Source organism: Luteitalea sp., from assembly GCF_022842525.1.
Lineage (GTDB): Bacteria > Acidobacteriota > Vicinamibacteria > Vicinamibacterales > Vicinamibacteraceae > Luteitalea.
This window is the reverse complement of sequence record NZ_JALHPM010000170.1, coordinates 1-13,708: the sequence shown is the minus strand read 5'-3', so window position 1 is coordinate 13,708 and position 13,708 is coordinate 1. Positions and strand designations below refer to the sequence as shown.

Annotated in this window: 9 protein-coding genes; 5 read left to right on the top strand and 4 right to left on the bottom strand. The window is 67.4% G+C overall.

Annotated elements, in window-relative coordinates; all coding sequences use genetic code 11:
* From Q0C41_RS24600 to Q0C41_RS24580, 5 genes are all read left to right on the top strand, one after another.
* Positions 1-458, top strand: a 458-nt coding sequence (locus Q0C41_RS24600) for a GspH/FimT family protein (RefSeq protein ID WP_291988386.1), incomplete at its 5' end; no start/stop codon positions are given.
* Positions 449-1,141: a type IV pilus modification protein PilV gene (gene pilV / locus Q0C41_RS24595; RefSeq protein WP_291988384.1), complete on the top strand. Its 693-nt coding sequence runs from the start codon at positions 449-451 to the stop codon at positions 1,139-1,141. The genes Q0C41_RS24600 and pilV, both read left to right, overlap by 10 nt.
* Entirely contained in the window at positions 1,132-2,295 is a 1,164-nt protein-coding gene (locus Q0C41_RS24590; RefSeq protein ID WP_291988382.1) for a PilW family protein, read from the top strand. The genes pilV and Q0C41_RS24590 overlap by 10 nt, the downstream gene beginning before the upstream one ends.
* Before the next feature lies 1 nt (position 2,296).
* A complete protein-coding gene (locus Q0C41_RS24585) occupies positions 2,297-2,863 on the top strand; it encodes a pilus assembly PilX N-terminal domain-containing protein (protein WP_291988380.1) in 567 nt (188 codons plus the stop codon).
* A gap of 60 nt (positions 2,864-2,923) precedes the next feature.
* Entirely contained in the window at positions 2,924-8,560 is a 5,637-nt protein-coding gene (locus Q0C41_RS24580; RefSeq protein ID WP_291988378.1) for a PilC/PilY family type IV pilus protein, read from the top strand.
* A gap of 190 nt (positions 8,561-8,750) precedes the next feature.
* On the opposite strand, the gene ispH is transcribed toward Q0C41_RS24580, so the two are convergent.
* The 4 genes from ispH to Q0C41_RS24560 form a co-directional block, all read right to left on the bottom strand.
* Positions 8,751-9,674 (bottom strand): 4-hydroxy-3-methylbut-2-enyl diphosphate reductase, encoded by a 924-nt coding sequence (ispH, locus tag Q0C41_RS24575; protein WP_291988376.1) that lies wholly within the window; start codon positions 9,672-9,674, stop codon positions 8,751-8,753.
* Between the two features lie 89 nt (positions 9,675-9,763).
* Complete coding sequence (gene lspA / locus Q0C41_RS24570) at positions 9,764-10,264, bottom strand: signal peptidase II (protein WP_291988374.1); 501 nt, start codon at positions 10,262-10,264, stop codon at positions 9,764-9,766.
* On the bottom strand, positions 10,257-13,106 hold the full coding sequence (ileS, locus tag Q0C41_RS24565) for an isoleucine--tRNA ligase (protein WP_291988372.1): 2,850 nt from the start codon (positions 13,104-13,106) through the stop codon (positions 10,257-10,259). The genes lspA and ileS overlap by 8 nt, the downstream gene beginning before the upstream one ends.
* 58 nt (positions 13,107-13,164) lie before the next feature.
* Complete coding sequence (locus Q0C41_RS24560; protein WP_291988370.1) at positions 13,165-13,680, bottom strand: riboflavin kinase; 516 nt, start codon at positions 13,678-13,680, stop codon at positions 13,165-13,167.
* Between the last annotated feature and the right edge of the window lie 28 nt (positions 13,681-13,708).

Below are 13,708 nucleotides of genomic sequence, written 5' to 3'. Positions count from 1 at the left end.
TCTCCGACATGATGTCCGACGTCTCCTATGCGCGGGCCGAGGCCATCAAGGAGAGCCGCCAGGCGATCATCGAGCGAGTCGCCGGCGCCACGAACTCCTGGAAGGACGGATGGCGCATCTGCGTCGACCTGGATCGTGACGGCGCCTGCGACGCGAACGAGATCCGCAAGCTCGCCGACCCGCTGCCCGGCCCCGTCGTCGGCCGTCTCCGGGCCTGCTCCCATACCGCCACCTTCCAGGACCGGATCGTTTTCCGTCCCGACGGCCGGCTCGTCCTGGCCGCGGCGCCCGCCGCCAACGAAGGCATCACCTTCAGCGACGACATGGGAGACGGTGACGGCACGAACGACGTGATCCGTACCGTGTCGTTCGGGCTGGCGGGTCGCCCCCTCCTCATTCGTCAGCAGGATTCGGGCACCGGCGGCGTACCCGTCAATGGAGGCGTTCTATGCCCCTGATCCGGCCGGGAAGCGGTGATGGCCGGTCCGCCGGCTTCACCATGATCGAAGTACTGGTGACGCTGGTGATCCTCATGGTCGGGCTGCTGGGCATCGCCGGCCTGATGGCACAGGGGCAGCGCGCCGCCTTCGAGGCCTACCAGCGCCAGCAGGCACTCGCGCTTGCCAACGACATGGCCGAGCGCATCAAGGCGAACCGGCAGGGCGTCGACACCACCGCGGTCGCCACGACCTACGACACCGTGGCCGCGACCGTCGGCACCGGAACCCTTTTCGCGCAACTCGTCGGCGGCACGACTACCAACTGCGCGACGACGAACTGCTCCGCAGCCCAGACGGTCGCCTACGACACCGCAGTCTGGGATGGTCTGCTGCAGGGCGCAGCGGGCGAGACCGACGCCACGACGGGTAACGCGCTCGGTCCCATCCTGCGGGCACGCGGGTGCGTACAGCAGCTTCCGGGCGCGACTGCGTGCCCGGCGCCGGGCGGCCCGCCCTCCAGCCGGCAGGTGACGTACCGGGTCAGCGTGGCGTGGCAGGGGGCCTTTCCGACGCAGTCGCCCACCACGCTCGACGCGCAGAACACCTGCGCCCAGGGCCAGTATCAGTTCCAGAACGTCGCCAACGACGCGACCCGCAGGCTCGTCAGCGTCGACGTCTACACCGTGATTGCGTGCCCCTGACCATGCGCCCTCGCCACCTTCTCGTTGCAGTGCGTAATGCCGGTCTGACGCTGGTAGAGCTGCTGGTCGCGCTCTCGATCGGCCTGTTCCTCACGCTCGGCCTGTTCCTGATGATGAGCGACTCGTCGCGCACCTTCAAGATCCAGGACGACTTCGCCCGGATGCAGGACAACGCGGTGACCGCGTTGCGCTACGTGAACGAAAGCGCGCGCCACGCCGGTTTCTACGGAATCGCGGCCGAGACGCTTACGCTCAACGTCTACAGTACCCTCGGCGGCGTCAACATCACGGCGGCCGGCGGGCTCAACTGCGGCACGGTCCTGCAGAGCGCCGTTCCCGTCTTCGGGTACCACGGACAGACCGCCGCGGGCATCAACGGTCTGCTGCCCTGCATCCGGACGGCCAACTTCCGCGACCCGAGCTCGGTGCTGATCACGCGGATGGGCAGCGGGTTTCCGGTGCCCGACCCCCCGATACCTCCCGCCACGACCGGCGACGGCAACCTGACCGACGGGATCGTCACGATCGCCGATTACGCGACGACGGTCTTCGTGCAGACCGACGCCAATGCCGGCTGGGTTTTCCTCGGCAACGACTACGCTGCCATGCGTGCGGCGAGCCAGCACAAGACCCTGCACAACGGGGCGGACGCGCCGATATTCCCGTTTCAGATGCACGTCTACTACGTGCGCCCGTGCAGCCGCCCCACCGGCGGGGGCGGAACGACCTGCGCCGCGACCGACGACAACGGCAACCCGGTCCCCACGCTCGTTCGACAGGAACTGCTGGGAACCACGATGGTCGAGCGGCCGCTCGCCGAAGGGATCGAGCGCTTCGTGGTCACCTACGGCGTGGACGTGGATCCGGGACCGGCCGGCGACGGCATCGCGGATCGCTACGTGACGGATCCCACCACGGTGGCGGCCGACGGCTGGGCTCGCGTCGTGACCATCCGGGTGGCGCTGCTCGTGCGCTCGCCCACGCCGGTCACCGGTTACGACGATCAAAGCAAGGCGTACGACCTGAACGGGGACGGTGTGGCCGACTTTCGCTGTACCGACGCCGGCGCGGGCGCGCGGGCCTGCGAGTACAAGCGGGCCCTGTTCAGCCAGGTGATTCAGCTTCGGAACCTTGCGTACCGCAGAGGAGCGTGACGTGAACACTCGATCCGTACCCGGCGCACTGGGCACCCGGTACAGCCCGATCAAAGCAGGGGCGCGCAGCGGGCAGCAACGCGGCGCGGTGCTCGTCGTCGGGCTGGTGATGCTCGCGGTGATGACGCTGCTGGTGGTCTCGATGATCAAGACGTCGGTCGTCGAGCTCAAGATCGGGGGCGCAAGCCAGGTCGCACAGCAGAACCTGACGAACGCCGAGTTGATGATCAACCGGTTCGTCGATCTGAACAACGGCCGGTTCGCCTCCAATTTCCTCGCGCTGCCGGAAGCCTCCGGCGGCCCGCGGACGACCCCGATCGCGACGGCCTCGTACAGCGCGACGACGGCCCTCCTCTCCGTCCAGAACGCAAACGTGTACGGCGGTCAGGCGAACCTGATCATCCGCCAGAACCAATGCACGGACTGCAAGCAGCAGGGCACGCAGCTCGGCACCGGCACGGTTCAGTGCGTCTACTTCGACGTGAGCTCCACGGCCGTCGGCGTGCTCGGGGGCTCTACCACGATCCACCAGGGCGTTCGCACGCTGGTGCCTTCCGGCTCCTGCTGACGCGAGCGCTCTGCGCCCCGTCGTACGCAACTCCAGTCACTGTACCCATCGAGGCTCGAAATGGCCAAGCGAACGTTCACCCGCAAAGCCGTCACCTGGGCGCTGATCGCGACGATGCTCAACCCGGCGCTCATGTCGCCGTGGGCCTACGGGCGCGACTCCGATATCTTCCTGGGCATCACGTCGACGCTCACGACGGCCGAGCCGAACATCCTCGTGGTGCTCGACACGTCGGACTCGATGAACAACTACGAAGGCTGGCGGGAATACTCCGGGGCCTACGATTCGCACATCGAGTACCTCTGGGCCGACCCGACCTACATCAACACGATCACCACCGTCGCGCCCGACGCCCTTCTGCAGAACGTCGGGTCTTCGCCGAACGGCTACTTCACCAGCTACAGCGGTTCGTGCCCGAGTGCCACGAACCCGCAGTGTCCGCGGGACTCGGGTTACTTCGCAGGCACTACCGACACCGACCGCGCCGCAGTGAAGACGGCGGTACTGGCATCGGCCAACGCCGCGTACACCGACGCGGCGACGAGCACTACCGATCCCGGCGCCCGCTCGATCTACCGCAACTACAACGATGCGTCGTGGCTCTACTGGCTTCCCGCGGGCACGGCCCAGACCGACCAGCGGCTGTGGTCGTTCGCCTTCAACCGGTTCCAGGGCGGCATCCGGGTCTCCAATTTCAGCAGCACCAACGGAACCGTGACGCCCGTCGTGCGGGCCGGCATCAACTTCGGCGACACGCGCGACCTCACGTTGAGCAGCGGTGTCCGCACCGCCTCGAGCAGCCTGAACCGCTGCACCGCGTCGCTCTCGCAGTTGATGCCGTCGACGGTGTACGCCCCAACGGAGTTCGGCCGCAACAGCGGCGTCTGGATGAACCAGCAGTGGGCCCGCTGGGAGCGATGGCTCAACCTGGAGAATTCGCGTGTCGCGGCCTACCCCGGCAGCCACGCGCAGGTCAACCTGGGCGGCACGAACTACCGAGTCGGCGCCACCGGTGACGCCTACACGGGCGCCGCACCGGGCCCGACCGACACGCTCGCGAACGGCGTCACGTGGTCGTCGACCGCACCGCCGGCCATCACCGCCTCGCGCGACATCAACGGCGGAAACGTGGGCAACGAAGGCCAGCCGATCCGCATCCAGCTCGACGTTCCGGTCGCCGGCACCCCCGACAACACAGCCGATTCCTTCGCCGGCTGGACCTCCCTCAAGGCAGACCTCGGCGGCTACGTCTATCAGGTGGCCGTCGCGGGGAACTCGGGGTCCACGATCGGCGGCACGAACGCTACGCCGACGTCCGGCAACGTGCTCAACCTCGCCCGACTGCAGGAGCTGCGCTCGGTCTACGGGTATACGTTGCTTCCCACCGTCACCAACGCGACAGCGACCGAGATGGAGCGTTTCAGCGCGTGGCTCGGCAATCGGGACGCGGCCACCGCACCGCCGTTCGGCAGCACGACCGGCACCCCGGCCTACTACAACGGGCGCGGCACGGACCGCACGGTGACGTCCGGCACGACGACCACCTCGTGCACAACACCCTGCGGCCCGGACGCTGGCGTCACGCGGTTTTCGAACGACCCCGCAGGCAACGACGCCAACAACAACTCGCGCCCGTATTTCACCCGCACCGGCGCGACCTATTGTGTGCAGACGGGCGCCGCCACCGGCGACTGCACGACGAGCGGCGGCACGATCACGCCGGGCGCCTGCAACCAGCCGGGCGCCGGCACCTACACGACGGCAGCGATCCGCACGGCCGGCAGCGGCACGGGCTGCTCGTGGACCGGACGCCAGTCCAAGTACATCGAGGGCGTCGGCACCGTCTATTACGGTGGCACCTGCAGCGGCAGCTGCTATGGCGCCGGCTTCGTCCTCGGCGGCGCGGCATGCTCTTCGGGCGCGACGAGCACGAACTACTGCAATCCGGCCACCTCCGGGTCTTCGGCCGCCAACGGTGGGGGTACCAACTGGATCGGCACCTACACGATCGACGGCGTCTCCTACTCCAACGTGACGAAGAACGTGCAGGGTCAGTGCGCGGACCAGGGCGACACCGCGGTGAGCTGCGATACCCGCATCGGCAACTGCGTCTACAACAACGCCGCCTCGACGACGGCGCTGTGCCCGAACCGCACTGTGAACTCGTCACCGACGGGCGGCACCACGACCAACTACCCGCTTTACAACCGCATCAACAACGAGAACAACCTGGTACATGATTGCAAGGCCGACGAGCCGGCGAACAACGGAGCGGCCAATGCATTCATGACCAATCTGAAGCGGAACTTCAACTCGTCTTTCAACTCCTTGATCAGCACGTCCAGCACGACCGCGGCCTACACCACGAACTCGGCCAACGCGCTCGACGCCTCCGCCGCTCCGGCGATCGACCTCTACTCGGTCAACTACCTGAACTGGAAGTACGGCCCGCGCGGCCCGAACGGCCACCCGATCGGCCGCAAGACCCGGCTGCAGATCGCCAAGGACGCGCTCGCCGACCTCATCGCCATCACCGACGGCGTGCGCTTCGGCCTGATGACCTTCAACTCTCTGCCGAACGACATCACGCTGCGTTCGTCGCAGGGCAGCCAGGGCGGGAAGATCGTCTACCCGATCCGGCGCATGGGCAACGGCGCGGCGGACACCGACTATGCGAACCGCGCCGCGCTCACCACGGTGATCAACAACCAGATCGCCAAGGCGGCCACCCCGCTCTCGGAATCGCTCTACGAAGCCTACCTCTACTTCAGCGGCCGTGCGCCGCGGTACGGCACTTCGACGGCAATCACCGCGAATTTCGGGACTGCGGCACTACCTGCGGTCGGCGGCGGGAACGTCACCGACGGGGCGGATGCCTCCGCCGTCGCAAGCGGGCTGTACGTCTCGCCGATCATGCAGAACCCGACGGCCGCAGCGCCTTATGCGTGCCAGAAGAACTTCGTCATCATGATCACCGACGGCGGCCCCGAGCTCGACACCGACGCCACCTCTCAGATCGCGGCGCTGCGCTACGACGGCGCGGTGAGCGGACGCATCGCGACCGACACCACCGTCGACGTCATCCAGACCGACACCACCAGCAAGCAGTTCGAGACCGGCGGCCTTCCCTACGGGCCTCCGAGCATCGGGGACACGACCCGCACCGACGGCGGCTACGTCTGGCTGGACGAACTGGCGTACTTCATGAGCCGGGCCGACATGAGCCCCGGCGTTCCCCATCTGGCGACGGACACCTCGTCCGACCAGTTGCTGGCCACCCAGGTGGTGATCACCTACACGATCGGCTTCGCCGGCGCCAACTCTCCGGTGCTGGAGAACGCGGCAGTGAAATCGACCGGCGCCTATTACATCGCCGAGGACAGTGCACAACTGGCCGCCGCGCTCACGGACGCTCTCATCCAGATACGAGACTGGAACCCGACGGTGGCTGCGCCTACGGTGCCTCTCTCGGCACTGAACCGATCGCAGAACGCGGCGGACGTCTACCTCGCCTTCTTCGAACCGGCGCCGAGTCAGGCTTGGCGCGGCACACTGAAGCGATTCCGCATCGGCAGCGGCGCGACCGAATGCGGCGCCGGCAAGGACATCTGTCTCATCGGCAAGACTGTCCTTTCGAGCGGCCTGAAGGACATAGAGAAAGTCGACACCGATCCGCTCACCGGCTTCACGCAGGTGATCGTCGACCCCGAGACCGTCAGCTTCTGGAATCCCCTGACGGTGCAGGACGGCAGCGAGCCCGACAAGGGCGGCACGGGTTATCAGCTCATCAACACGGCGGGCTATACGCCCGCCACACGCAAGCTGTACACCTTCCTGCCTGCGGGAGCGACCAGCGCAGATCTCACCAACACCACCAACCTGTTCGACGAGGACAACACGCGGATCACCAAGGCGCTGCTGGGCAATGCCGGGATGACCGACAACACCCGCAGCACGCTGATCAACTTCATCCGCGGCGGCAGCAACGGTAATGCGGCCTGCACGGACGCCACCAGCACGACCGCCTGTACGCAGTGGCGCGCCTGGGCTCACAGCGACGTGCAGCACTCCCGCCCGGTGATCGTCACCTACGACTCGACGGCCACCCTCGACACGGAGGTCGGCGGGGGTGTGCAGCGCTCCACCAGCCAGTACCTCTTCTACCTCACCAACGACGGCCTGCTGCACGCGGTCGACGCCGCCACCGGCCAGGAGAAGTGGGCCTACCTCGTCGAGGAGGCCATCCCGCGGATCGCCGACGTCATGGCGAATACGAACGGCCCATCGCTCGACCTGGCCGACGGTTCACCGGTCGCATGGGTCGACCGCGGCGACAACGACGGTATCGTCGACGGTTCGGAGCGCGTGTGGCTGTTCTTCGGGCTGCGGCGCGGCGGCCGCGCCTACTACGCGCTCGACATCACCAACATCAATGCCCCACGGTTCATGTGGAAGATCACGAGCGACTACCACCCCGTGAGCAATCCGAGCGGCACGGGCAAGCGCTGCGTCGGAACGTCGGCATGCAGCACGTCGACGGAGTACAACCAGCTCGCGCAATCCTGGTCGACACCGATCGTTGGTCGAGTCGCCGCCACCACCGGTGTGAGCGGCGCACGTCCGAACGGCAACACCGATCCCGTCCTGCTGTTCGGCGGCGGCTACGACACGCAGCAGGACACCTATCCGCTGCCCGTCGGTACGACGAGCGACAACGTCGGCAAGGCGCTGTTCGTCGTCGAAGGATCGGACGGCAACCTGGTCAAGGGCTTCACGAACGTGGGCGCCGACTTCCTGAACGCAGCCGGCATCGAATGGAGCATTCCTTCCGACCTGACCGCGATCAACACGGATCTGGACGCCCAGGGCTACCTCGATCGCGTGCTCGTCGGCGACGTCGGCGGCAACCTCTGGCGGTTCGACATCGGCGACATCAGTGCATCCAACTGGAAGGCGAAGAAGCTCGCCGTGCTTTCAGATCCGGGCGTGCCCAACCGCAAGATCCTGTTCGCGCCGTCTCTCGTGCCGCAGGTCGCTCCCTTCCCGGTCGAGTGGCACGCGGTCTACGTCGGCACCGGCGACCGCGAGCATCCTCTCGTACCGGTCTCGTCGGACAAGATCTTCATGGTGGTCGACTTCGACGTAGGGCTCACGGCGACGAACGGGCCGGCGGCGAGCTTCTCCGCGGGTGATTTCCTCCAGCTCAGCACCTCGACCACGACCGGAGTGCTGCCCACCGCCCTGGTCACCAAGCGCGGCTGGTACCGCGATCTGGAGAACGGCGAGAAGGTCACCGGCTCCCCGTTCGTGTTCAACCAGAAGCTGCGCTTCGGCACGTACAACCCGAACACGATCTCGAGCGAGTGCCTGCCCCCGGGTGAAGGCCGGCTCAACGAGATCAGCGCGCTGTACGGTGATCTGGTGGATCTGAATGGCGACGGCACCATCTCCGCCCGGGACCGCTACTACGCAGGTGTGAGCCGAGGCTACTTCTCGCCGCTGCAGACCGTCATCATCGGCAGCACGGTGTACTCGATCGCGGTGGCGGGCGGCAACATCACGCAGACGACGTCGACGACGCCGCCCTCGGGCAGCGGCCCGCTGGCCTGCCAGCCAGGCTCGCAGTTCTGGTACTGCCGCGAACAGCGCATCGGCGTGGCGCAGCGGATCTACTGGTTCATGGAGCCAGAGCAGTAACGGCGGAAGTCCCGGTTCGCCGGCGGCACTCGCGGCGGGCGCTCTGCGCCTGCCGCGCGCGTTTGCGGAACCGCGCAGGAACGCACTGAAGTGCGCATCGGGCGCGATGGCATGCACGGGCCTGCGGACAGGCGCGCGAAGCACCTCGCCTCGGTGCGCCGCTCACCGCCCGCGGGCGGTCACCCTCGCGTCAGTGCGCGAGCCCTTTCGGAAGATTGAAGGTGACGGTCTCGGTGATGCCATCGGCTTCCTCGACCGTCGTCGCGCCCAACGCCCGCAACCGCTCGATCACCTGCCGCACGAGCACCTCGGGCGCCGACGCGCCCGCAGTCACACCCACCGCCCTGATCCCCCTGACCCACCCGGGGTCGAGCTGGTCTGCGCGGTCGATCATGTAGGCGGGCTTGCCTTCGTTCTGCGCCACTTCGCGCAGTCGGTTTGAGTTCGAGCTGTTGGGCGATCCGACGACGATGACGGCATCGCACTGGCGGGTCAACCGCTTGACCGCGTCCTGACGGTTCTGCGTCGCATAGCAGATGTCGTCGCGCTTCGGGCCGACGATCTTGGGGAAGCGCTTGCGCAACGCATCGATCACGGCCTGGGCGTCATCCACCGACAGGGTCGTCTGGGTCACGTAGGCGAGATTCTCGGGATCCTGAACCAGAAGATGCGCGACGTCGGCCGGAGTCTCGACCAGGAAAATCCCGCTGTCGACCTGCCCCATGGTGCCCTGCACCTCGGGGTGGCCGGCGTGGCCGATCATGACGATCTCGCGCCCCTGCTCACGCATTCGTGCGACTTCCACATGCACCTTGGTGACGAGAGGGCAGGTGGCATCGAACACCCGCAACCCGCGCTGGTCCGCATCCGCCCGCACCTCACGGGAGACGCCGTGAGCGCTGAAGATGACCGTGGATCCGGCCGGCACCTCGTCGAGCTCCTCGACGAAGACGGCGCCCTTCGCGCGCAGGTCGTCGACGACGAACTTGTTGTGAACGACTTCGTGGCGCACGTAGATCGGGGCGCCATGAACCTCAAGGGCGCGCTCGACGATTTCGATCGCGCGGTCGACGCCCGCGCAGAATCCGCGGGGCTTGGCGAGAATGACCTTCATGGAATACCTCTACGCTTAGGCGGGTGCGGCCCCGGAAGAATCGACGCTGCACTGCGGGCGACCACCCCCGCCCGCAAGGCCGCAAGTTATCACGACCCGCGCCCGCCCGCGGCCTCGGCGCGCGACCGCTGCGCCTGCAGGATGCCGTCCAGGACAGCCAGGATGGCACCGCAGGTGATCGCGGAATCGGCCACGTTGAAGGCAGGGAAATAGCTGCCGTGCCAGTGAAAATGCAGGAAGTCGATCACCGCGCCCCACAGCACCCGATCGATCAGGTTGCCGATCGCGCCGCCCAGGATGAGCGTGAGCGCCGTGGCGAAAAGCCGTTGCCCCTGCAACCGCGCAAGCGTCCAGACGATCCAGGCCGACGCAACCACCGCGATGGCGATGAACATTCCGCGCTGCCAGCCCGCCGCGTCGGCCAGAATGCTGAAGGCGGCACCCGTGTTCCGCACGTTCACCAGATCGAAGAAGGAGGTGACGACGACCGAGGCGCCTAGCGGAAGCGACTGGTCGACCAGCCACTTCGTGATCTGGTCGACGACGACGATCGCGCCGGCGATGCCTAGCCAGCCCCAGAGACTACGCATGTTCGCGCGACTCGCCAGGCCCCGTCAGGTTCGACACGCAGCGCCCGCAGATGTCGGGATGCTGCGGATCGACGCCGACGTCCGCCCGGTAGTGCCAGCAGCGCGCGCACTTTGCGTGGCCGGACTTCACGGCGCGGATGTGAACGCCCTCGACGCGGCTCGGCACGGCATCGGCCGGAGCCGAGCGGCCGAGCGTCACGGCCGAGGTGATGAAGACGAAACGCAGGTCCTCGCCGAACGAGGCCAGCATCGCGTGGATGTCGTCCTTCGACGAATGAATCTCGATCTCGGCAGCCAGCGAGGACCCGATGCTGCCAGCGACCCTGAGCCGCTCCAGTTCCTTCAGCACGTCGGATCGAAGCACGAGGAGCGTCTCCCAGCGCCGGGCCAATTCCTCCGCGTCCTCGACGTCCGGCAACGCGTGCAGTTCCGCGAGGAACACGCTGTCGTGGGGCCGGCCCGGGAGGTGCGACCAGACCTCGTCCGCCGTGAAGCTCAGGATCGGCGCCATGAGCCGCACGAGGGCGTGCGTCACGTGGTACAAGGCGCTCTGCGCGGAACGACGGGCGCGCGAGCCCGCCGCGGTGGTGTAGAGCCTGTCCTTCAGCACGTCGACGTAGAACGCACCGAGCGACTCCGAGCAGAACTCGTGCAGCCGCTGGGCGATCACGTGGAAGCGGTATTGCTCGTACTCGGCGACCACTTCTTCCTGCAGGCGCCGCGTCAGCACGAGCGCGTAGCGGTCGATCTGCAGCCACTGCTCGACGGGCAGCGCGTGCGCGGCGGGATCGAAATCCGCCAGATTCGAGAGCAGGAAGCGCAAGGTGTTGCGGATGCGGCGGTAGCTCTCGACCACGCGCTTGAGGATCTCGTCGGAGATGGACAGCTCGCCCGAGTAATCCGTCGAGGCGACCCACAGCCGCAGGATGTCGGCCCCGAGGGTGCCGACCACCTTCTGCGGGAGGATCACGTTGCCCATCGACTTGCTCATCTTGCGCCCGTCGCCGTCGACGACGAAGCCGTGCGTGAGCAGCGCCTTGTACGGCGGCACGGCGTTGAGCATGCAGGAGACGAGCAACGAGGAATGGAACCAGCCGCGGTGCTGGTCGGAACCTTCGAGGTAGAGATCGGCCGGGAAGGCGAGTTCTTCCCCGTGCGTGCCGCCGCCCCCAGGGCCGCCTAGCACCGTCTGGTGCGTCACGCCCGAATCGAACCAGACGTCCAGGGTGTCGCGCCCCTTTTCATACGTCGCCGCATCCGCCCCGAGGAGATCTGCCGGGTCCACCCGCTGCCACGCCTCGATCCCTTCCTTCTCGACGCGACGGGCGACCTCCTCTAGCAGCTCGAGTGTGCGCGGATGCAGCGCGCCCGTGCGGCGATCGATGAAGAACGGGATCGGCACCCCCCACTGGCGCTGCCGCGACAGCGTCCAGTCGGGACGGTTGGCGATCATCGCGTGCAGACGCGCCTTGCCCCAGTCGGGGAAGAAGCGGGTCGCCTCCACGCCTCGCAGGGCCGTGGCGCGCAGCGGCTCGGCCGGCTGCGCGCCCTGGTAGCCCGGCACATCGTCCATCCCCGCGAACCACTGGGTCGTGGCGCGATAGATGATGGGCGTCTTGTGGCGCCAGCAGTGCATGTAGCTGTGGACGTGGCTCGCCTTGGAGAAGAGGGCTCCGACCTCGGCAATCTTGGCGACGATCTTCGGGTTCGCGTCCCAGACGGGCAGGCCGCCGAAGAAGGGCAATGCCTCGTCGTAGCGGCCGTCCCCGAGCACCGGATTGAGGATCGAATCGTCCTTCATGCCGTAGCGCCGGCACGACAGGAAGTCTTCGATGCCGTAGGCGGGCGCGCTGTGCACGACGCCCGTGCCCTGGTCGAGCGTGACGTAATCGCCCAGGAAGACCGGCGACGCCCGGTCGTAGAAGGGATGCCGGAATGCGACACGCTCGAGCGCAGCGCCCTTGCAGGTCGCGAGCACGGTGCCCGTGAGGCCGTAACGCTCCAGGCAGTTCGCCACGAGCTCGGCGGCGAGCAGCAGCAGTCCGCGATCGGTCTGCACCAGACTGTACTCGAAATCCGGGTGGAGATTGAGCGCCTGGTTCGCAGGGATGGTCCACGGTGTCGTGGTCCAGATGACCGCGTAACCGACCTGCACGGGCAGACTCGCCAGCCCGAACGCGCGGGCGATCGCGGCGTGATCCGCGAACGGGAAGCCCACGTCGATGGCGACGTCCTTGCGGTCGGCGTATTCGACCTCCGCCTCGGCGAGCGCCGACCGGCAGTCGAAGCACCAGTTCACGGGCTTGAGCCCGCGGTACACGTATCCCTTCTGCAGCAGCCGGCCGAGCGCCCGGATCTCTCCAGCCTCGTTGCGGTGGTCCATCGTGAGGTAGGGCCGATCCCAGTCACCCAGCACGCCCAGCCGGATGAAGTCGCTGCGCTGGCGGTCGATCTGGCGCGTGGCGTAGGCGCGCGCCAGACGCTGCGTGTCCTCGGCGGCGAGATGCTTGCCATGCTCCTTCTCGATCTGGACCTCGATCGGCATGCCGTGGCAGTCCCACCCCGGCACGTAGGGCGCGTCGAAGCCCATGAGCGTGCGGCTCTTGACGATGACGTCCTTCAGGATCTTGTTCACCGCATGCCCGATGTGGATGTCGCCGTTGGCGTAGGGCGGGCCGTCGTGCAGTACGAACTTGGGCCGGCCGGCCCGTGCTTCGCGGATCCGCTGATAGAGGCGCGTCTCGCGCCACTTCTCCAGGACGGCCGGCTCGCGCTTGGCGAGATCGCCGCGCATGGGAAACGCGGTATCCAGCAGGTTCAGGGTCTTCTTGTAGTCGGTCATGTCGTGCATCCAGTACGGCTGGGTTGCGGTCGCCCGGGGCCGCGTCTACGGTGATGGATCAGAGCGCGGCACCACGAGGGTCCGCCGCGCGGCGCGCTTCGGACTCCCGGAACCAGACCCGCGTGTGCTCCACGTCGAGCGCGATCTGGCGGCGCAGCGTCTCGAGATCGGCGTACTTCTGCTCGTCGCGGAACTTGTGCAGGAACTCGACCCGCACCTGCCGCCGGTAGATGTCGCGATCGAAGTCGAGCAGGAAAACCTCCAGCGTGGGTACCCCGGCCGATTTCACCGTGGGCCTCACCCCCAGGCTCGCCACCCCCGGCAACGGCGCCGAATCGACGCCGTGCATCCGCACCGCGAAGATCCCGCTCAGCGGAGGCCGGTTGTGGCGCATCCGGACGTTCGCCGTGGGAAACCCGAGGCGCCGGCCGAGCTGGTCGCCCTTCACGACCCGACCGCTGATGCTGTACGGCCGGCCCAGCAGGCGGGCCGCGTCGGCGAGCCGCCCTCGCGCGAGTGCCTCGCGGACCGCCGTGCTGGAAACCCGCTCGCCGTCGACCACGATGGTCGACATGGACTCGACCATGTAGCCGTGCGCGGGC

Coding starts and splice junctions, on each gene's coding strand:
- pilV (WP_291988384.1), top strand. CDS start 449: ATGCCCCTGATCCGGCCGGGAAGCGGTGATGGCCGGTCCGCCGGCTTC.
- Q0C41_RS24580 (WP_291988378.1), top strand. CDS start 2,924: ATGGCCAAGCGAACGTTCACCCGCAAAGCCGTCACCTGGGCGCTGATC.
- ispH (WP_291988376.1), bottom strand. CDS start 9,674: ATGAAGGTCATTCTCGCCAAGCCCCGCGGATTCTGCGCGGGCGTCGAC.
- lspA (WP_291988374.1), bottom strand. CDS start 10,264: ATGCGTAGTCTCTGGGGCTGGCTAGGCATCGCCGGCGCGATCGTCGTC.
- ileS (WP_291988372.1), bottom strand. CDS start 13,106: ATGACCGACTACAAGAAGACCCTGAACCTGCTGGATACCGCGTTTCCC.
- Q0C41_RS24560 (WP_291988370.1), bottom strand. CDS start 13,680: ATGTCGACCATCGTGGTCGACGGCGAGCGGGTTTCCAGCACGGCGGTC.